Here is a 19,288-nt window from a genome sequence, read left to right as displayed (position 1 = left end):
GTCTGAGGAGACTACACACCGCGCGCGGGCGGATTCGCGGCGGCGGCGGATTGCACGCCTCCCGGCAGCGCCGCGAGCAGTGACCGCGTGTAGTCGTGCTGGGGCGCCAGCAGAACCTCCTCGACGGTGCCCACCTCCACCAGCCGCCCGCGGTACATCACCGCGACCCGGTCGGCGATGTTCCACGCCAGTCCGAGGTCGTGGGTGATCACCAGGCCCGCGAGGCCCAGTTCCCGGCGCAGCCGCAGCAACAGCCCCAGGATCTCCCCGCGCACGGAGGCGTCGAGGGACGCGACGGGTTCGTCGGCGACCAGCACGCTGGGTTCGAGTGCGAGCGCCCCGGCGATCACGACCCGTTGCCGCTGCCCGCCGGACAGCTCGTGCGGCAGGCGGGACAGGAACTGCTCGGCCGGGCGCAGTTCCGCGGCCTCCAGGGCCTCGACGACGCGTTGTCGTTCGTCGCCGGGCAGCCCGTGGATGCGTGGTCCCTCCGCGACGGCCTCGTACACCGTGTGCCCGGGGTTGAGCGCGCTCGCCGGGTCCTGCAGGACCAACTGGACCTGCCGCCGGTACGCCTTGAGCCCGCGTTCGGTCAGCGGGGAGCCCCGGTACAGCACCTGACCCGCGGTCGGCTTCTGCAGCCCCAGCAGTGTCCGGGCGAGGGTGGTCTTGCCGGAGCCCGACTGCCCCACGAGCGCGACGATCTCGCCCGCCCGCACCTGGAGGTCCACCCCCGCCACCGCGGCGATGTCCCCGTACGACACCCGCAGGTCCCGTGCCTCGAGCAGCACGTCCTGCTCGGGCCTGGTCTCCGGTTCGGGCGGCAGCGGGCTGCTCGTCGCGGGTGCGAAGCGTGAGGCGGGATCGCCGACGGTCGGGAACGCCGCGGCGAGTGCGCGGGTGTGCTCGTGCCGGGGCGTGGCCATCAGTTCCTTGCCGGGGCCCTCCTCGACCAGTTCACCGCGGTACATCACGGCGATGCGGGCGCACGTGGCGGCGAGCACGGACAGGTCGTGGCTGATCATGATCAGCCCCAGCCGCTGCTCGGCGACCAGCTTGCTGAGCAGCTGGAGCACCTGCGCCTGCACGATGACGTCGAGCGCGGTGGTCGGCTCGTCGGCGATGATCAGCCGGGGGCGGCAGGCGAGCGCCATCGCGATCATGACGCGCTGCTTCTGCCCGCCGGACAGCTCGTGGGGATAATCCCCGGCGCGCGACGCGGGCAGGTCGACCTGCTCCAGCAGTTCCGCGACGCGGGCCTTGACCTCCGCGTCGCCCGGCGGTTTCTCCGCGTGCAGGCGGATCGGCTCGGCGATCTGGGTGCCGATGCTGCGCACGGGGTTGAGCGCGTGCATCGCGCCCTGGAACACGATCGAGGCCTCGGACCAGCGCACCGCCCGCAGCCTGCCCCAGCGCATGGCCGTGACGTCCTCGCCGTCGAGCAGGATCTCCCCCGACACCCGCGCGGACTTCGGCAGCAGCCGCAGCACGCTCATCGCGACGGTGGACTTGCCCGAGCCCGACTCCCCCGCCACGCCCAGCGTGTCGCCGGGCTCCAGGCGCAGGTTCACCTCCCGCACCGCCTCGACTTCCCCGGCCGCGGTGCGGTAGGTGATGCCCAGGTTCTTCAGCTCCAGCAAGGGACTCACGAGCGGCGTCCCTTCAGGCGCGGGTTCACGACGGTTTCCAGCGCGCGGCCGACGAGGGTGAAGCACAGCACGATCACCACGATGGCGAGCCCCGGCGGCAGCAGGTACCACCACGCGCCACCGGTCACCGCGCCCGAGGACAGCGCCCGCTGCAGCATGGAGCCCCACGACACCGCGGTCGGGTCCCCGAGGCCGAGGAAGGACAGCGTGGACTCCGCGATGATCGAGTTGCCGACCACCAGCGTGGTGTTGGCCAGCACCAGTGGCAGGACGCCGGGCACGACGTGCTTGCCGATGACGTGCAGGTGCCCGCCGCCCAGTGCCCTGGCGCGCTCGATGTAGGGGCGGCTTTCGATGGTCAGCGTCTGCGCCCGCACGAGCCGCGCGGTCGTGGGCCACGACGTGACGCCGACGGCGAGGATGATCGTCGCGATACCCTGCGGCAGCACCGTGGACAGTGCGATCGCCAGCACCAGCGACGGCAGCACGAGGAAGAAGTCGGTGAACCGCAGCAGCACCGCGGCCACCCAGCGGCCGAAGTGCCCGGCCGCGATCCCCACCACCGTGCCGATGAGCACCGACAGCAGCGTCGCGGCGAAACCGACGAGCAGCGACACCCGCGCCCCCCACAGGGTCAGCACGAGCACCGAACGGCCGTCGATGTCGGTGCCCAGCAGGAACTCCGTGCTCGGGGCCTGCAGCGGGCGGCCCGGCGCGTTGGTGACGTCCAGCTGCGCGGGGTCGGTGAGCACGGGCGCGAGCAGCGCGAGCACGACGATGGCCACCAGCACGGCCAGGCCGGCCAGCCCGCCGCGGTTCGCGGCGAACTCCCGCCACACGCGCGCGGCGGCCGAACGCCGCCGCTGCCACACGATCGCCGCGGTCACCGGGCACGCACCCGCGGGTCGAGCACCCGGTAGAGCACCTCGGCGAGCAGGTTCATCACGATGACCGATCCGGCCAGCACCAGGAAAACTCCTTGCAGCAGCGGGAGGTCCGGCACCCGCAGCGCCTCGAACGTCAGCAGCCCGAGGCCGGGCCACGAGAACACGGTCTCGACGGTGACGGTGCCCGACACCACCATGCCGAACTGGAGGAACACCAGCGTCACCATCGGCAGCATCGCGTTGGGCACCGCGTGACGGCGGCGCACCAGGTCGTCCCGCAGTCCCTTCGCGCGGGCGGTGGTGAGGTACTCGGCGTCCATCTCGCCGAGCAGCGACGAGCGCATGACGAGCATGTACTGCGCGTACTGGACGAGCAGCAGCGTGACGCACGGCAGCACCAGGTGGTAGGCGATCGTGCCGGTCTGGGCGAAGAACCCGGGTCCGGCGTCGGGTGAGCGCATGCCGCCGCTGGGGAACAGCCCGCGCGTGGCGATGAGCAGCAGCAGGCCGAGCCAGAACTGCGGCACCGACCACAACGTCAGCGCGACCCCGGTGTGCGCGCGGTCGAAGGCACTGCCCCGCCGCCACGCCGCACGCACGCCCAGCCACATGCCCAGCGCCACCGCCAGCACCGTGGCGGTGCCGACGAGCAGCAGCGTCGGCAGGAACCGCTCCGCGATGAGGTCGGCAACCGGGCGGTTGTAGCCGAACGAGGTGCCGAGGTCGCCGTGCAGCAGCCCCCACACGTAGTCGCCGAACTGCTGGTACAGCGGCTTGTCCACGCCGAGCCGGGCCCGCAGCTGCGCGAGCTGCTCCGGGCTGGTCGGGCGGTCCTTCGTCAGCGTGGACACCGGGTCGCCGGGGATCATCCGGAACAGCAGGAACCCCAGCGCCGCCACCAGCACGAGGCTCGCGACGGCCGCGCCGGCCTTGCCCAGCAGGAACCGGGTGGTCCCGGTACCGCCCCGCCGCTCACCGGGATCGGTCAGCTCGGGACCGGCCAGTACTTCGGTCACGGCGCTACTCCTGGTCGTCGGCGGACTTGCGCCGGCGCGAGGCCGTCACGCCACCGATCACCACGACGACCACGACCGCGGCGCCGATCGCGACCCACGCCCCGGCGGGCAGGCCGCCTCCCCCGCCGCCGCCCTCGGCGGGCACGGCACCGTAGAAGCTCCAGTAGCCGCTCTGCTCCATGATGTTGCCGGTGTTCGCGGGCTGCTTCGGGAAGCTGGTGAACCGGTCGGAGCGGTAGGCCTCGAGCGGGTTGTCGTAGTCGAGGACCAGGCTGGGCACCTGGTCGTAGTAGCGGGCCTGCGCCTGCTTGACCAGGTCGGCGCGTTTGGTCTGGTCCAGTTCGGTGCTCTCCCGCTGGTAGAGCGAGTCGAACTCGGCGTCGCAGAACAGCGAGGCGCTACTGCTGCTGCCCGAGGTCGCGGGCAGCGCGGCACACGTCTGCTTGCTGAGCACGTAGTCCGGGTCGGGGCTGGTGCCCCAGCCGGAGAACGCGAGGTCGTAGTCGCCGTTGTCGGTGCGGTCCTGCACCTCGTTGTCCGACACCAGCTGCTTGGTGACCTTGATGCCGAGCCCGCCCAGCCAGCTCACGATGTAGTCGGACCCGCGCTGCGCGAAGTCCTCGCTGGCGCGGCCCAGCAGCCGCAGCTCCAGCGGCTTGCCGTCGGGGCCGACGCGCGTGCCGCCGGGACCGGTCCGGTACCCGGCCGCGTCGAGCGCGGCGGCCGCGGCGGCCTGGTCGAACTTGTAGCGCTGGTCCGGCGCGGGTTCCCAGTGGTAGAGCGGGAACGCGGCGGGCACGAGGCCGCCGCCGAGCTGGCCGTAGCCGCCCAGCACCTTGTCGATGAGGGTCTGCGGGTCGATGGCCTGCGCGATCGCCTTGCGCACCCGCACGTCCTTGAGCGCCGGGTTGCCGTCACCGATGGGCTGGTGGGCGGCGTTCTGCGCGCCGGGGTTGATCAGCAGTTCGCGGTAGCGGCGGCCGGTGGCCTGGTTGACCGCTATGCCGGACTCGTGCTTGAGCTGGTCGAACTGGGTCGCGGTGAGCCGGTTGACCAGATCGACCTCGTCGTTGCGCAGCGCGTTGACCGCCGCGTCGGCGTTCTTGTAGCTGATGAACTGCAGCTCGTCGTACTTCGCCTTGCCTCGCCAGTAGTCCGGGTTGGCCTTCAGCCGCACCAGCTCGTTCGGCCGGTACTCGGTGATCAGGAACGGGCCGTCCCCGACCCCCACGACCGGCACCGAGTCGGTCTTGGCGTCGTTCATGTCGCCGATGCCCGCCCAGACGTGCTCGGGCACGATCGGCACGTCGATGGCTGTCATGCTGGCCTGCGGCGCCTTCGTGCGGATGACCAGCGTGTGGTCGTCCGGCGCGGTCACGCTGGCGAAGTTCTCGACGTAGGTGCCGTTGGCCTCCTGCGCCTTCTCGTCGGTCATGATCCGGTTGAAGGTGAACGCCGCGTCCTTCGCGGTCACCGGCTGCCCGTCGGACCACTTGAGGCCCTGGCGGATCTGGTAGGTCCAGGTCAGCTTGTCGTCGGAGGTGGTCCACGATGTCGCCAGGCCGGGGCTGGGCGTGTTGTCCTCGGCCGAGGGCAGCGTGAGGAACTCCCACGTCATCCGGCCGATCATGGTGCTGGAGGCGAACGAGGCGAGGAACGGGTTCAGGTGGTCGATCTCCTGCACCAGCGCCACCCGCAGCACCTTGCCGCTCTGCTGCGCCTGCGCCGCGGGCGCGAACGGGCCCGCCACGAGTACCGCCGCGAGCACCGCCGCGCCTGCCCGGAAGCGCCTGAACATGGACGACCGCACCTGGTTTCCGCCTTTCCGTACATTCCCCGAGGCGGAAAAGTAACCACATGCGCGTCTATCCGCGCAATATCTCCCCAACACTCTGCGTGCTGGATCGTGACTAACCGGGCGACACGGCTACGCCCTCCGGCTGGCTGCCCACCGGCACGGTCGCGGTGACCGACGCGGACCGGACGTCGAGGACGGACATCGCGTCCGAGCCCGTGTTGGTCACGTACACGTAACTGTTGTCCGGTGCGGCCGCGATGCCCTCGGGCTGGTCGCCGACCGGGATGGTCGAGGCGACGCTGGTGGCACCCGACGGCAGCTGGGAGACGGTGTCGGAGCCGCTGTTGGTCACGTACACGGTGCCGCCGCCGGTGCTGGCGACGCCGATCGGCGCGTCCCCGACCGGCACGGTCGCGGTGACCAGGCCGGTGAGGACGTTGATGATCGAGACCGTGTCGCTGCCGGTGTTCGCGACGTACGCGCGGCCTCGCGGCGTGATGGCGATCCCCGCCGGGAACCGGCCGACCGGGATGGTGCCGGTGACGCGGTTGGTGCCGGTGTTGAGCACGGTGACCGAGTCGGCGCCGTTGGCGGTGACGAGCAGGCTGCGGCCGTCGGGGCTGAGCGCGGGGGTGTGCGGGAACCGGCCGACGGGCACGGTCGCGATCGGGGCGTTGGTGGCCGCGTCGATCACGGTCACGGTGCTGTCGCTGAAATTGGCCACGTAGACCCGGGACGGGCTCGCCGCGACGCCGAAGGGGTGTGAGCCGACCGGCACCGTCGCGAGCACGCGGTGGGTGTTGGCGTCGACCACGGAAAGCGTGTTCGACAGTTCGTTCGCGACGTAGACCCGGTCACCGTTGGGCGACACGGCCACCCCGACGGGCGCGGCCTGCACGGGGACGTCGTCCAGCAGCTGCGTGGTGCGGGTGTCGTAGACCGTGACGTTGCGGGAGCCGGTGTTGGCGACGAAGACCTTGATGCGGGGCGGATAGGCCAGCGCCGGTGCGGTGCCCACCGCCAGGCCGGCCGCGAGCAGGATCGCCGAGCAGGCGAGCGAAACGGTCCGTGGCCACCTGGACAACTGTTGTCTCCATTCTCGAAAATCTTTTCACTGAGCGCCGGAGTCGACGCACCGAATGTAGGTGTGCGATTTCGCACGCGCAGGCTCTGGTACCCGGACGAGTCCGGCGCCACCCTTCCTACCGGGTGAAACGTCGCCGACGAGTGTCCACTGTGGCTGATCGACTACGAAAGAGAATCACATTCCGAGCAGACGCGAACTCTTTTTAAGGAAACGGTTTCGCGGTTTTCCGGGCCCGGACATGACGATGCCCCGGCCGGGAGGGCCGGGGCATCGTCGGAGGAAGGGAGTTCAGCGGTGGGTGGCGCGGCGCTGCCGCGGCGGCAGCGCCGGCGCGTAGTCGAACGCCAGCACCGCCTGCGGGTTGAGCTGGTGGCCGAGGAAGGTGCGCAGCTCCGGCCGTGCCTTCTGCACGGCTTCCGGCCGCAGCAACACGGCCGTGCGCGCGCCCTGGACGCACCCGGTCAGCAGCACGCGCTGCAGCGCACGGCCGGCCTGCACCTGCCCGCGCAGGCTGTCGGTGTAGGAACTGAGCACCGCCACCAGGCCGGCCGGGCCGGCGGCGGCACCGGGCAGCCAGCCCGCGTCGCTCAGCACACCCCGCAGCGCGGTGACCTCGCCGGGCGGTTCGAGCAGCAGGAGGTCGGCCTCCTCGCGTTCGGCGGCACGCACGAGCGTCTGCCGCACCGCGGCGGGTACCGGGCCCGCCCCGTCCGCGCGGGGCGGCGCCGACGCGGCGGGGATGGCCCGCGCCAGCGCCCGTTCCTGGGGGCTCGGCAGGCAGCGGGCGCGGATCGACACGGTCGCCAGCAGTTCGGGCCGGGTCCGGTCGGGCAGCAGGTCCACGGTCGCCGCGTGCCCCGCGGCCCGCAGGGCCAGCTGCAGGTTCAGCACGCTCCCGCCGCAGGCGGCGAGCGCCTCGCGGTCACCGTCCTCGAGTTCCACGTCGATGCGGCCGGGCCCGGGCAGCAGCCGGCACGGGTGCGCCGGATCCGCGAAGGACACCAGGTTCGCGGCCGCCAGCGCCGAGGCCAGGTAGTCCGGTTCCGACAGGGTCTTCGTCATCGGAAAGCTCCAAGCTGAGGGATTCCTCGAAACCATCGCGCTCGTCGACGGCGGCGTGGAAGAGCACGGCGTCCCCGCCTACGGGGTCTTTTGTACTCTCTCCCTCCTCGGGCTCATGTCAATAGGGGTTCACCCGGTTCACGTACGCCGCGGCCACTTTTTCGCTGTCCCCGCGGGGATAGGAGATGCGCTCGGGGTCGCCGTCGGAGGTGTAGCGCGAGCCGGGGTCGGCCGCCAGCTTGTCGAGCCAGACCGTGGAGCCGTATTCCGCCTCCTTCCCGGTGGCGGCCTGCGAGCGGATGCGCGGGATCTGCAGCGGGTCGAACTTCGCGGAGTACGGCGAGCGGGACGGGTTGGCGCCGACGAGGAACGCGCCGCGGTAGTCGTAGCCGGGCCCCTTGAGCGCCAGGTCCTGCTGCCGCGGGTGGATGCCGAACGGCAGCGCGATCGTCGTGGGGTTCGCGCCGGGTGCCGCGGAGCGGATCTCCTTGTCGTTCCCGGCGATCTCCTCCGTGGCCGCGTCCGCGGACTCCTGCCGCAGGTTGGCGTGGGTCAGCGTGTGGTTGCCGATGTCGAACCCGTGCGCCAGCAGCCACGGCAGCGTCCTGTGGCCGCCGGGATCGCCGAACGGGGTCTGGTTGACGTACAGGGTCGCGACCGGGCGGAAGCCGGGGTGGGCGCGGGCGACGTCGAGCAGGATGCCCACGGCCGTCTGCGGCGCGGGGTTTCCGTCCGCGCCCAGTGCGAACTGGCTCGGATCGCCGTCGTCGAAGGTGAGCACGACGGGATGCGCCCCGGCGGGCACGTCGATCGTGCCCGCGGTGAACTCCGCGGCGGTGACCGGCACGTAATTCTCCCGCGCGAGGCGTTCCAGTTCCGCGCGGAAGTCGGCGGGGCTGCGGTCGTAGACGGACTTGGGCTGCTCGACGATCCGGTGGTACATCAGCACGGGCACCAGTCCCAGCTCGTTGGCACCCACCGCGGCGGGATCGGGCGGCGCGGGTGCGCTCGACGTCGCGCGCAGCGGCGCCAGCGACGACCACGCCTGCTCGTCCTTCGAGGCGCTCTGCCCGGTGCTGCACGCGGCCAGCAGGCCGGCCGCGGCGATGAGGGGAACCAGCTTGATCTTCACCCTTCGACGGTGCGGCGTCGGCGCCCGGCCCGCAATCGGAGCGGACCCGATGGGCTGAACCGGCCGGGGCGGGGTTTGAACTAGTGTCCCTGCGGTGCGCGTCGAAACGCCCGGTCCCGAACCCCAGGTGGGTCTCGGTGTCGTGGCACCGTACGACTTCTCCCGCGACCGCGAGCTGTGGCGGTGGGTGCCGGACACGGTGTCGGTGTTCATCGCCCGCACCGAGCGCGTCACGGGTGCGGACAACCTCGGCACCGTGTCCGCGCTGGGTGATCCGTCCGTCGTGGCACGGCCCACGCGGGAGGTGTGCGAGATCGGCGCCCGGGTCGTGGCCTACGCGTGCACGTCGTGCAGTTTCGCCGGGGGTGCGCGGGCGGAAGGCGAGCTGCGCCGGGCGATGCTGGCGGCCGGTGCCCCGCACGCGCTGACCACCAGCGGCGCCGCCGTGCGTGCACTGCGGGCCGTGGGCGCGCGCCGTATCGCCGTGGTGCACCCGTACGAGGAACCCGTGGGCGAACGGCTGGCCCGCTACCTGGCCGAGGCCGGGTTCGAGGTCGCGGACACCACCGCGCTGGGCGTGCCGGTGGACGAGGCGCTGACCGCCTCCTACACCCAGGTCGCCGACCTGGTCCTCACCGGGAACCGGGCCGACGCCGACGCCGTGTTCGTCAGCTGCACCGCTTTGCCCACCTACGACCTGATCGCACCGCTGGAGCGCGAGCTGGGCAAACCGGTGGTCACCGCGAACCAGGCGACGATGTGGGCCGCGCTGGAGGTGCTCGGCCTGCCCGCGACGGGGCCGGGTCAGCGGTTGTGCCGCGTGCACGCGTAGTTGTCCCCCGCCTGCGGCGGCGGCATGATGCGCGCATGGCTCTCGTGACCCGCGGTTTCTCCGGCCGTCGCCGTGGCGGCCCGCCCGGACGGCTCCCGCCCGGGCAGTACGACGTCGGCGACGGGTTCCCCGTGCTGTCGGCGGGTCCCGTGCCGCGGCGGCACCTCGACGCGTGGGACTTCACCGTCCGCGGCGAGATCGCCGAGCCGAGGCGGTGGAGCTGGGCGGAGTTCCAGCGGCTCCCCCACGAGACGACCACCGTCGACATCCACTGCGTGACCAGCTGGTCGAAGTTCGACACCACGTGGTCCGGGGTCAGCCTCGACCTGCTGCTCGGCGACGTGCCGGCCGAAGCCGAGTACGTCGTGGCGTTCTGCGACGGCGGGTACACCACCAACCTGCCGCTGGCCGACGTGCTGGGCGGCAAGGCGTGGGTGGTCGACGGCTACGCGGGTAAACCGCTCGCCCCCGAGCACGGCGGGCCGGCGCGGCTGCTCGTGCCGCACCTCTACTTCTGGAAGTCGGCGAAGTGGGTGCGCGGCATCGAGCTGTCCCGCACCGACCGGCCCGGGTTCTGGGAGACCTTCGGCTACCACAACCACGGCGACCCGTGGCAGCAGCAGCGCTACGCCGGTGACTGACAGGAGGACGACCGTGACCGCACCACTGGACGGCAACGCGATCGCCGGTCCGCTGAGCGAGTTGTTCGCCGTCGACCTCGCCGCGGCGACGGTCACGTGCGCCTCGTGCGGGTCCAGCGGCCCGCTCGCCGCGCACGACCTCTACCCGGACGCGCCCGCGCTCGTGGTCCGCTGCCCCAGCTGCACCGAGGTCGTGCTGCGCTTCGCCTCGGACAGCCGGGGCATCCGGCTGGAGATGACGGGGACCCGGCTGCTGACCGTCGCCACGCCGGGGGATCAGGCCGCCAGCCTCGCGTAGACGATCACGTTGTCCAGGTAGTTGTGGTTGGCCGCGTCGTACGCGCCACCGCACGTGATGAGCCGCAGTTCGGGCTCCGCGGTGTCACCGTAGACCGCCTCGGTCGGGAACGAGCTCTTGGCGACCTGGTCCACTTTGGTCACCGTGAACGCGAGCGTGCTCCCGTCGGCGCGGCCCACCTTGACCTGGTCGCCGGTCTTGACCTCGTGCAGCCGCCAGAAGATGCCTTTCTGGTGGTTGCCGTCGATGTGACCGAGGATCACGGCGGGACCGGTCTGGCCCGGTGGCGGGCTGTACCGGTACCAGCCCGCCTGCAGCGGCTGGTCGACCGGCGGCACCTCGACGGTGCGGTCGGGGTTGAGGCCGAGCTGCACGAGGCTGGAGCGGGCGTCGATGCTCGGCAGTTCGACCCACGTGGGCAGCACGGGCCCGGGGTCCGCGGTGACCGGGGCGGTAGGCGCGGGCGGCGGCGCCGTGCTCGCCGGACCGGCCCCGCAGCCGCCGAGCAGCAGCGCGGCGGCCAGCGCGAGCAGCAGGACCGCCCAGCGGCGGAGGGGTGTGCCGCTCATCGGTCCGTCGCGAGGCTGCCGTCGCCGGTCTGCGGGGCGCCGACCGGGATGACGCGGACCTGACCGCCACCGCTCGCGGCACCGGCGGGCGGCGCCTGGGTCGGCGCCGGGGTGGGCGTGCTGGTCTCGCCGCGCGGGGTGGTGGCCTTGCCGCACGTGGCGGACGCGAGCACCACGTCACCGTTGCCGAGCGCGCCGGTGACGGCCCCGCCGAGCAGCTTGATGTGTAGCGCGTTCACGGTCAGGCTGCCGTCGGCGTGCCGGACCTGCTCGTTGACGATCACCCGCACCACCCCGGGCACGCCGAGTTCGCGGTTGGGGCCGGTGCCGACCGGAAGGCTGCCGAGGCGGCCGAGGTCGAGGCCGGCGAGCTCAGAGCTGCCGGTGACGCCGTCCGCCGTGCCGGCGCACCGGGCGCTGATCACGCGTGCGGTCGGGGTTCGGCCCGCGAGCGGCGCGAGCACCGGCAGGGCGGCGTCGACGATCGCAGCGGTCGCGGCCACCTCCCCGCTGGTGCTGTCGTGCTTCGCGGAGCTGGTGATCGCCTTCGCGGTGACGAGGCCCTTCAGCGGGGCGTCGACGACCGAGGCGCTGGTGGGACCCCCGGTGCTGGAGGACGCGAGGCGCCCGGTGTCGACGGTGAGGCCGGGGGCGCCCAGCACACCGGGCAGCAGGGAGACGGTGGCGGACGCGCCGTACGCCGATCCGTCGCCGGGCCCGGTGGCCGCGGCGCCGGCCGGCGTGGTGACGGCGAGGAGCGCCGTGGCGGCGAGGCCGGCCACCCCGGCGGAACGCAGCGCGGAAACCCGCATGGATCATCCTTTCGGCAAAGGGAAAAGGACGCTCACGACGCGGAACCGGTCCCCCGACACGGTGTGCTGCACCAACGGATGCGAGCGAGCGACGGCGAAGCTACCCGCCGGTCGCGGAGCCGCCAAGGACCGCGGGAACCCGCTGCCACGGCCACGACACGCCTGAGTAGAAAGCGGTTTCCCGGCGCTCACACCATCGGATGACCACCGGCGGAGCGCGGTCGGCCGTGCCCGTCACTGCCCGTGCGGATCCGGGGTGCGCTCCGGACATTCGCCCGCTCCCCCCACCTGGTGAGGTGATCATTGGGCCGGGTGCCGGAAAACACGGTGCGTCATGTGACGGACACGGCCGGGCGGGCCGTTCAAGCCCTGCGGGTCACTCGGGTGGCCGATACGATGACCGCGGTCCCGTGTTGAGCAGCAGCCCGGCGACCGCCCTTTCCCGACCACTCCCGATTGGCCCCGTCTGCGCCCATGAGCGACCACACCCTCACCCTCGGTGTCGAAGAAGAGTTCCTGCTGGTGGACCGCGAGGCCCACCTGGCCTCCGACGGCCCCGCCGTCACCGACGAGGTGTCCGACCCGCCGGGACAGGTCGAGCACGAGCTGCGCACGTGCCAGGTGGAGTCCGCCACGGAGGTCCAGACCACGGTCGAGGAGGTCACGCACGGGCTGCGGGAGCTGCGGAACGGCCTGGCGGCCGAGGCCGCCACCCGCGAGCTGCGGCTGCTGCCCTCCGGGGTGCCGCCGCTGGCCGAGGACCGCACCCTGGCCTTCACCCCGAGCCCCCGCTACCAGCGGATGGCGGGCGAGTTCGGCGCCGTCGCCCGCTCCGCCCTCACCTGCGCCTGCCACGTGCACGTGGCGATCCCCGACCGCGTGACCGGGCTCGCGGTGAGCAACCGGATCCGGCCGTGGCTGCCCGTGCTGCTCGCGCTGACCGCCAACTCGCCGTTCCACGACGGCGACGACACCGGCTACGCCAGCTGGCGGCACGTGATGTGGGGGCGCTGGCCGTCGTCGGGCCCGCCGCCGCACTTCGAGTCCGAGGACCACTACGAGTCGCTCGTCGACGCCATGCTGCGCACGGGCGCGTTGCTCGACCGCGGGATGGTGTACTGGGACATCCGGCTGTCCGAGCACCAGCCGACGCTGGAGGTCCGCATCTCCGACGTGGCGGCGACGGTCGAGGAGGCCGGCCTGCTGGCGGTGCTCGTGCGCGGGCTGGCGGCGCGGGCGATGGACGAGGGGGACGCGCCCGACGGCAAGGCGGGGCCGCCGCCGGAACTGCTGCGGACGATGCTGTGGCGTGGCGCCCGTGACGGGCTGTCCGGCAAGGCCGTGGACCCGGAGGACGGGGACCTCGTGCCGGCGTGGCACCTGGTGGACCGGCTCGTCGAGCAGGTCCGGCCGCACCTGCGGCAGACCGGGGACGAGGAGTTCGTGCGGGAGGTGCTGGACCGCCTGCGGCAGACGGGCGGCGGCGCCGACCGGCAGCGTGCCGCCTTCGCACGCCGCCGGCAGCTCACCGACGTGGTGGACGCGCTGGCCTGGCAGGTCTAGACCGGCCGGACCAGGTATCGGCCCTGGGGCCGGAAACCGTGGCGGCGGTAGAGGGCCGCCGCGTGGGTGTTCGTTTCGCGCACTTCGAGCCGGACCTGCCGGGCACCCTGGTCGGCCGCCCAGCGCAGCACGGCCCGCACGAGGGCGTTGCCGACGCCGTGGCCGCGGACGGCGGGCGCCACCCACAGCGAGATCAGCTCGACCTCACCCGCCTCGTCCGGTGCGGTGCCGCACACCACGCCCGCCGGGCGGCCCTCCCATTCGGCGCACATCGTGTACGGCACGTCCGTGAGGCGCCGCCGCCAGCGCCGCTCGTCGGCGTGCAGCCAGTCCGCGAGTGGGGTCTCGAAGGCTTCGGGCGCGTCACGCAGGGACGCCAGGCGCAGGTCGCGGAACACGGCCCAGTCGTCCGGCGCGAGGCGTCGCAGGGTGATCACGCCTCCAGTGTCGCGGAGACGGGGAAGCCCCGGCGCAGCCTATCGGGATTCGGCGCTGCCGGCGCTGGTTTTGGGGGTCGGCGCGGCGGTCGCCTCTCGGCGAAGGGCACGAACGCGGCTCCAGCCGGACTGGTGTTCCGCGACGGCGAAGTGGTGAGGCCCGGGGGACACGGACCGCACCGACCGCCTCGTACAACCACCCCTCCCCCGGATCTATTCCGGGGTCGAGGTCCGCGGGTCGATGTCCGTCGCGAGCCGATCCCGGTCGGCCGCCCACGACGCCAACAGGGCCAGGCCGTCGGCGGTCGCCGTGCCGGCGGGCGCGGTGTAGACGTTCAGGAGCAGGCCTGGTTCGGCGGGCAGCTCCATCGACTCCACGTCCAGGTCGAGGCGGCCCACCACCGGATGATGCAGCCGCTTACGCCCGGAGCGGTGCAGCCGGACGTCCTGGGATGCCCACCGCTGCCGGAAGAGTTCGCTGCGGGTGGACAGTTCGCCGACCAGGGCGATCAGTTCCCCGTCGTGCGGAGTGCGGCCGGCTTCCATGCGCAGCTTCGCGGCCACATCGCGGACGATCCGGTCGTAGTCGACGAAGAACGCTTCGGCCGCCTCGGGATGCAGGTACACGAACCGCGCGGTGTTCGCCGGCCGCCGCGTGCCGGCCAGCATGGGTGCATACAACGCACGGGCCAGCTGGTTCGTGGCCAGCACGTCGTAGCGGCCGTTGCACAGCCACGCCGGCGCATCGGTGATGGCGTCGAGCACCTGCTGAAGCGCCGGCCGCACCGTCGCGGCGGGACGCCGTGCACCGCCGGGCGCCCTCGACTGCCGTGCGAGGTGGAACAGGTGATCGCGCTCGGCCTCGTCGAGTTGCAAGGCCGCGGCCACCGCGTCGAGCACCCCGTCGGAGGCGCCGGTGAGGTTGCCGCGCTCCAACCGCACGTAGTAGTCGACCGACACCCCTGCCAGGAGGGCGACCTCTTCGCGGCGCAGGCCGGTGACCCGGCGGTGGCCGCCGTAGGCGGGCAGCCCGGCCCGCTCGGGCGTGATCCGCGCGCGGCGCGAGCGCAGGAACTCCTTGATCTCGGTGCGCAGATCGATCACGGCCACCCCGTCACCGTAGGCCCTGCCCACAGGCGAAGGGAGGTTCTGCTGGTACCCCTACGTCCCCGATGCGGTCGTGGCGATGCCGCCGTCGACCGGGACGATGGTGCCCGTGAGGTAGGACGCGGCCCGGCTGGCGAGGAACACGGCGACACCCGCCATGTCGTCGTCGCGGCCGAGGCGGCGCAGAGGGGCCTTCGCCGCGATCGTGTCGCCGACCGCTTCGAGCGTGGCCGCCATCATCTGCGACGGGAACGGCCCTGGGGCCACCGCGTTCACCGTGATGTGCTGTGGGCCCAGTTCCCTGGCGAGCACCCTGGTGAGCTGGTGGAGCCCCGCTTTGCTGCTGGCGTACGAGTAGTTCGGCGACTCGGCGACGTGGATGCCGGCGATGCTGCCGACGTTGATGACCCGCGCGGGATCGTCGGCGGTGCCCGCCCTGCGCAGTGCGGGGAGCAGCGCCTGCACCAGCCAGAACGGCGACTTGAGGTTGAGGTCGAGCACCGCGTCCCAGCCTTCGGGCGGGAACGTCTCCAGGGGCTCGCGCCACATCGCGCCCGCGTTGTTGACGAGGATGTCCAGGCGTGCCGAGTCGGCCTGGACGAGATCAGCGAGGCGCCGGCACTCGTCGTACCTGGACAGGTCGGCGGAAACCGCTCGCACGTCGCCGAATTCGGACAGCAGCCGCTGCGCCTCCGCGCACGCGTCCGCCTTGCGGGAGCTGATGACGACGCGGGCGCCGGCCTGCAGGAGGCCGCGCGCGATCATCGATCCGATGCCCCTGGTGCCGCCGGTGACAAGGGCGTGTTTCCCGCTCAGATCGAAAAGGTCTGCGTGGGCGGTGAACCGGGTGTTCGCCCGTGGGGTCATTGCTTTTTCCCTCTGTGTAGCCGAAAGCCGACTCACCCAGGTTCACAGGCGTCATGGTCTTCTGGGAGAGCGTGGCTGTACAGGTACTGCGAGAGCCCCTGTGGCGACGAGGGGTTACAGCGCCGCGGGCAGGGTGTCGAGCCACTGGGGCAGCGGCACCTCGCGCCAGTCGTGGGCGAACAAGGCGTGGCGGCGTCCGTCGATGCGGCGGTCGCCGCCCGGCACCGGGTGGTAGTCGGCGTAGGCGAGCAGCGGCTGCCAGAAGTCCGGGTCCGACCACACCGAGAAGGCCACCACCATGCCGATGTCCCGCAGCGACGCGGCCAGGCAGTCCTGCAGCATCAGGTCCATCGCCGGGGACGGCCGGCGGGGCGCGGCCGGGTCGACCAGGAACCGCACGATGCTGAAGTGCTCCCCCGCGGCCAGCCCGCCCGTCGCCCGGCAGCGCTCCCACGCCGCGGCGACCATCGGGTCGGCGGCCAGCTCGGCCTCCTCGACGGTGGCGAACCCGAGCCGCGCCATGAAGGCGACCGGCCGCGCGGTGCCGCGGCTGCGGTACACCGCGAAGTTCTGCGGCTGGTGGTCCAGCCAGAACGCCACCATGCGGGCGGTCTCCTCGCCCTCGGCCTGGTGTGCCATCGCCAGCAGCTCGGCGCGGTCCTCGGGCCGGTAGCTGTCCTGGACGAGCTGGCCGTGGCCGTCGAAGGTGAGGTACCGCCGCTTCACGTCACCCACGCGGTAGATGTACTGGGTGGCGTCCTCGACGGCGAGCGGTTCTCCCGCGGTGCAGGCGCGTTCCACCAGGTGCTGCAGGATCCGCCGGTGCATCGAGCGGTACTCCCGCTCGCCGCCGCCCCGCACGCCCTCGTCGAGCGCCTGGCGCACCAGGTCGTGCGGGTAGAGGCCGGCCTGGCAGGACTCGACGAACGGCAGCGCGGCCAGCCACGCGTACAGCGCGGCGGTGTCCTCCCAGGGCAGGGCGGCCCGCAGCAGTTCCGGGGTCGTGGTCCTGGCGTGGGCGAACAACCGCAGCGCGTGCCGGTGCGCGGCGGAGGGGACCTCGCCCGCGAGGGCCTCCAGCAGTGCGCTCGCGACGTCTTCGGTGTGCTGCCAGCCGTGCTCGCGCAGCGCCAGTTCGGCGGCGAGCGACAGCGCGAGCGGCAGTCCGCCGGCGTCGGCGAGCACGCTCGCGTGCAGCTCCGAGGGCACTCCCCGCGCGGTGAGCAGCGCGCCCGCGTCGCGGGGCGGCAACTCGCCCAGCGCGATCGTCCGCAGTACCGGCGCCCACCCCGGATCGCGCCGCCACTCCGGTGCCAGCGGCAGGCGCCCGGCGATGACGATCACCGCGTGCTCGGGCAGCCGGGGCAGGAACCGCGTCCGCAGCCACCATTCGAGGCCGCGGCACTGCTCGAAACCGTCGATCACCAGCAGGACGCGGTCGTCCCCGAACGCGTCGCGCGCCGCGGCCTCGATCGCTTCCGGGCGGCCGCCGACGTCGTGCCCGTCCACGCTCACCACGTGGCGGCCCGCGGCCAGCGCCTCGGCGGTGAACCGGCGCAGCAGCGCGGACTTGCCGATGCCGCCGGGGCCGTGCAGGTGCAGGAGCACGGGGGCGGCCGGGCCACCGGCGAGCGCCTGCCGGAACGCGGCGAGTTCGGCGACCCGTCCCACGAAGACCTCGTCGCGGGCAGTGGCTGCATCGGGCATGCGCGCAGCATAAGCGCCGGATCGCCGCGGCAGACGGGTGCGAACGGCCCCGTGGGGCGGTTCGGTCCGGGAGTGCCGCCGGTCCTGCCCCTTCGCGCGAGTCAGGACCGGGTGGCGGACAGCCCGCGGGCGATGGCGCCCAGCAGGGGCGGCACGTCGTCCCGGTCCAGCACGGCCTCGATGACGGTGACGCGGTCCGGTGCGCTGTCCGCGAGCGCGGTACGCAGCTGCTCGCCGGTGCGCACCGTGGCGGTGCGCACGCCCTCGCCGCCGAGCGCCCGCAGCAGCTCCGGCCACGCCCACGGCGTGATGTCCTGGTACACCGCGTCCGGGCTGCGGATCGCGCGTTCGACCGTGTAGCCGGCGTTGTTCAGCACGAGGACCACCGGGGCGGGGTGCCGCCGGGCGAGCGTCGCGAACTCCTGCACGGTCAGCTGTGCCGCGCCGTCGCCGATCAGCAGCACCGGGCGGCGGGCCGGCTCGGCCAGCTGCACCCCGAGCAGCGCGGGCAGCGTGTACCCGATGGACGACCAGATGGGCTGGCCGATCAGTTCGGTGCCCTCCGGCAGGGCGAGCCCCGCGGCACCGTAGTAAGCGGTTCCGGCGTCGGCGAGCAGCGCGGTGTGCGGCGGCAGCCAGTCCTGCAGCGCCGCCCACAGCCCGGCCTGCGTCAGCGGGCCCGGCTCGGCGGTGCTCGGCACGGGTGACGCCGCGGGGGCGGGCAACGGGGCGCGGCCCGCCCGGTCGACGAGGTCGGCCAGCGCGGCCACGGCGTCGGCCAGTTCCACGCCGGGGAACTCCGCGAGCCCCACCCTCGCCTGGTGCAGGTCCAGCACGACGGCGCGGGTCAGGTCGAGGTCGTGCGTGAACATGCCGGTGACCAGGTCGCTGAACACCGCGCCCACGACGACGAGCGATTCGGCCTGTTCCACGGCCTGGCGCACGTCGTCGTCGGCGGTGAAGCCGCCGATGTAGACCCCGAGCGAGGCGGGGTGCCGCTCGTCGAGCAGGCCCTTGGCGCCGAGCAGGGTCGCGACCCTGGCGAGTCCGGAGTCGGCGATGCGGCGCAGCACCTGCCCGAGGTCGCGGCGGCGCGCGAGGTGCCCGGCCAGCAAGGTGAGCTGCGCGCCACGCAGGTGCTCGCCGAGTGCGGCGGTGAACGCGGCCAGCGCCTGCGAGTCGCTTTCGGGGCGCCGCAACGGGATTTCCAGCCGGGCGGCCGACACGCGGGCGGTCGCGACGTCCACGGGCACGCTCAGGTAGCCGGGTTTCGACTCTCGCAGGGCGGCGGCGAGGACGCGGTCGATCTGGTCGGCGGCGTGCTGTTCGGTGAGGACCTCCGCGGCGGCGGTGACCTCGGCGTAGGCGCGGGCGAAGTGGCCGAAGTCGCCGTCGGCGAGGGTGTGGTGCGTCAGCGACCCGGCGCGGGCGGCGGTCGTGGCCGGGGCGCCGGTGATCTGCACGAGGGGCACGGACTCGGCGAAGGAACCCGCGACGCCGTTGATGGCGGACAGTTCGCCCACGCCGTAGGTGGTGACGAGGGCGCCGAAGCCGCGCACGCGGGCGTAGCCGTCGGCGGCGTAGGCGGCGTTGAGCTCGTTGGTGCTGCCGACCCACGTCAGGCCGGTGCCGTCGAGCAGTGCGTCGAGGAGGGCCAGGTTGAAGTCGCCCGGCAGGCCGAACAGGTGCTCGACCCCGAGCTGGCGCAGCCGCGCGGCGAGGTAGGCCGCGACGGACACAGTGGGTTCGGTGCTCATGCCCCGATTCAGGCACTGCCGGGTCACCGTGAACAATGTGATGTCGGTGGAGTAGTCAGATTGCGCA

Annotated in this window: 18 protein-coding genes; 4 read left to right on the top strand and 14 right to left on the bottom strand. The window is 72.8% G+C overall.

The features are described 5' to 3' along the window. Positions 1-11: 11 nt before the first annotated feature. The 7 genes from nikE to BMZ92_RS02765 form a co-directional block, all read right to left on the bottom strand. The gene (gene nikE / locus BMZ92_RS02795; RefSeq protein WP_091504047.1) at positions 12-1,649 is read right to left on the bottom strand and encodes a nickel ABC transporter ATP-binding protein NikE; all 1,638 of its coding nucleotides are present in this window, start codon (positions 1,647-1,649) and stop codon (positions 12-14) included. Next, entirely contained in the window at positions 1,646-2,536 is an 891-nt protein-coding gene (locus tag BMZ92_RS02790; protein WP_091504046.1) for an ABC transporter permease, read from the bottom strand. Before BMZ92_RS02790 ends, nikE begins: the two co-directional genes overlap by 4 nt. Further along, positions 2,533-3,552, bottom strand: a complete 1,020-nt coding sequence (locus tag BMZ92_RS02785) for an ABC transporter permease (RefSeq protein ID WP_091504045.1) — start codon at positions 3,550-3,552, stop codon at positions 2,533-2,535. Before BMZ92_RS02785 ends, BMZ92_RS02790 begins: the two co-directional genes overlap by 4 nt. 4 nt (positions 3,553-3,556) lie before the next feature. Continuing rightward, positions 3,557-5,350 (bottom strand): ABC transporter substrate-binding protein, encoded by a 1,794-nt coding sequence (locus BMZ92_RS02780; RefSeq protein ID WP_091504326.1) that lies wholly within the window; start codon positions 5,348-5,350, stop codon positions 3,557-3,559. Between the two features lie 112 nt (positions 5,351-5,462). Then, positions 5,463-6,434 (bottom strand): YVTN family beta-propeller repeat protein, encoded by a 972-nt coding sequence (locus BMZ92_RS02775; RefSeq protein WP_091504044.1) that lies wholly within the window; start codon positions 6,432-6,434, stop codon positions 5,463-5,465. A gap of 291 nt (positions 6,435-6,725) precedes the next feature. After that, positions 6,726-7,499: a hypothetical protein gene (locus tag BMZ92_RS37215; RefSeq protein WP_091504043.1), complete on the bottom strand. Its 774-nt coding sequence runs from the start codon at positions 7,497-7,499 to the stop codon at positions 6,726-6,728. Between the two features lie 118 nt (positions 7,500-7,617). Continuing rightward, entirely contained in the window at positions 7,618-8,631 is a 1,014-nt protein-coding gene (locus BMZ92_RS02765; protein ID WP_245782849.1) for a polysaccharide deacetylase family protein, read from the bottom strand. Between the two features lie 94 nt (positions 8,632-8,725). Between BMZ92_RS02765 and BMZ92_RS02760 the strand changes: the two genes are divergently transcribed. From BMZ92_RS02760 to BMZ92_RS02750, 3 genes are read left to right on the top strand one after another with little or no spacing between them, the layout of a single operon-like run. Next, the gene (locus tag BMZ92_RS02760; protein WP_091504324.1) at positions 8,726-9,463 is read left to right on the top strand and encodes a maleate cis-trans isomerase family protein; all 738 of its coding nucleotides are present in this window, start codon (positions 8,726-8,728) and stop codon (positions 9,461-9,463) included. A gap of 35 nt (positions 9,464-9,498) precedes the next feature. Then, positions 9,499-10,104, top strand: coding sequence for a molybdopterin-dependent oxidoreductase (locus BMZ92_RS02755; RefSeq protein WP_091504042.1), 606 nt, complete (start codon positions 9,499-9,501; stop codon positions 10,102-10,104). Positions 10,105-10,117: 13 nt separating this feature from the next. Next, a complete protein-coding gene (locus BMZ92_RS02750) occupies positions 10,118-10,402 on the top strand; it encodes a DUF6510 family protein (RefSeq protein WP_091504041.1) in 285 nt (94 codons plus the stop codon). On the opposite strand, the gene BMZ92_RS02745 is transcribed toward BMZ92_RS02750, so the two are convergent. Beyond that, the gene (locus BMZ92_RS02745) at positions 10,381-10,971 is read right to left on the bottom strand and encodes a class F sortase (RefSeq protein ID WP_091504040.1); all 591 of its coding nucleotides are present in this window, start codon (positions 10,969-10,971) and stop codon (positions 10,381-10,383) included. The genes BMZ92_RS02750 and BMZ92_RS02745 overlap by 22 nt on opposite strands. Next, on the bottom strand, positions 10,968-11,783 hold the full coding sequence (locus tag BMZ92_RS02740; RefSeq protein ID WP_091504039.1) for a choice-of-anchor P family protein: 816 nt from the start codon (positions 11,781-11,783) through the stop codon (positions 10,968-10,970). Before BMZ92_RS02740 ends, BMZ92_RS02745 begins: the two co-directional genes overlap by 4 nt. Before the next feature lie 474 nt (positions 11,784-12,257). On the opposite strand from BMZ92_RS02740, the gene BMZ92_RS02735 reads away from it, so the two are divergent. Further along, a complete protein-coding gene (locus tag BMZ92_RS02735) occupies positions 12,258-13,346 on the top strand; it encodes a carboxylate-amine ligase (protein WP_091504038.1) in 1,089 nt (362 codons plus the stop codon). On the opposite strand, the gene BMZ92_RS02730 is transcribed toward BMZ92_RS02735, so the two are convergent. From BMZ92_RS02730 to BMZ92_RS02710, 5 genes are all read right to left on the bottom strand, one after another. Then, positions 13,343-13,783: a GNAT family N-acetyltransferase gene (locus BMZ92_RS02730; protein ID WP_091504037.1), complete on the bottom strand. Its 441-nt coding sequence runs from the start codon at positions 13,781-13,783 to the stop codon at positions 13,343-13,345. The genes BMZ92_RS02735 and BMZ92_RS02730 overlap by 4 nt on opposite strands. A 213-nt stretch (positions 13,784-13,996) precedes the next feature. Beyond that, complete coding sequence (locus BMZ92_RS02725; protein ID WP_091504323.1) at positions 13,997-14,893, bottom strand: helix-turn-helix transcriptional regulator; 897 nt, start codon at positions 14,891-14,893, stop codon at positions 13,997-13,999. Between the two features lie 51 nt (positions 14,894-14,944). Next, entirely contained in the window at positions 14,945-15,757 is an 813-nt protein-coding gene (locus BMZ92_RS02720; protein WP_091504036.1) for an SDR family oxidoreductase, read from the bottom strand. A 114-nt stretch (positions 15,758-15,871) separates the two neighbouring features. Further along, a complete protein-coding gene (locus BMZ92_RS02715; protein WP_143249779.1) occupies positions 15,872-17,464 on the bottom strand; it encodes an ATP-binding protein in 1,593 nt (530 codons plus the stop codon). 101 nt (positions 17,465-17,565) lie between these two features. Continuing rightward, on the bottom strand, positions 17,566-19,221 hold the full coding sequence (locus tag BMZ92_RS02710) for an alpha-keto acid decarboxylase family protein (protein ID WP_091504034.1): 1,656 nt from the start codon (positions 19,219-19,221) through the stop codon (positions 17,566-17,568). Between the last annotated feature and the right edge of the window lie 67 nt (positions 19,222-19,288).

This window comes from Amycolatopsis sacchari (assembly GCF_900114035.1).
Taxonomy (GTDB): Bacteria; Actinomycetota; Actinomycetes; order Mycobacteriales; family Pseudonocardiaceae; genus Amycolatopsis_E; species Amycolatopsis_E sacchari.
Note: the sequence above shows the minus strand (reverse complement) of the source record. Positions and strands in the feature narration are given on the sequence as shown.

Bases quoted from the DNA above. Each gene is read 5' to 3' on its own strand.
- BMZ92_RS02755 (WP_091504042.1), top strand. From the start codon at position 9,499: ATGGCTCTCGTGACCCGCGGTTTCTCCGGCCGTCGCCGTGGCGGCCCG.
- BMZ92_RS02715 (WP_143249779.1), bottom strand. From the start codon at position 17,464: ATGCCCGATGCAGCCACTGCCCGCGACGAGGTCTTCGTGGGACGGGTC.
- BMZ92_RS02745 (WP_091504040.1), bottom strand. From the start codon at position 10,971: ATGAGCGGCACACCCCTCCGCCGCTGGGCGGTCCTGCTGCTCGCGCTG.
- BMZ92_RS02740 (WP_091504039.1), bottom strand. From the start codon at position 11,783: ATGCGGGTTTCCGCGCTGCGTTCCGCCGGGGTGGCCGGCCTCGCCGCC.
- BMZ92_RS02720 (WP_091504036.1), bottom strand. From the start codon at position 15,757: ATGACCCCACGGGCGAACACCCGGTTCACCGCCCACGCAGACCTTTTC.
- BMZ92_RS02780 (WP_091504326.1), bottom strand. From the start codon at position 5,350: ATGTTCAGGCGCTTCCGGGCAGGCGCGGCGGTGCTCGCGGCGGTACTC.
- BMZ92_RS02710 (WP_091504034.1), bottom strand. From the start codon at position 19,221: ATGAGCACCGAACCCACTGTGTCCGTCGCGGCCTACCTCGCCGCGCGG.
- BMZ92_RS37215 (WP_091504043.1), bottom strand. From the start codon at position 7,499: ATGACGAAGACCCTGTCGGAACCGGACTACCTGGCCTCGGCGCTGGCG.
- BMZ92_RS02735 (WP_091504038.1), top strand. From the start codon at position 12,258: ATGAGCGACCACACCCTCACCCTCGGTGTCGAAGAAGAGTTCCTGCTG.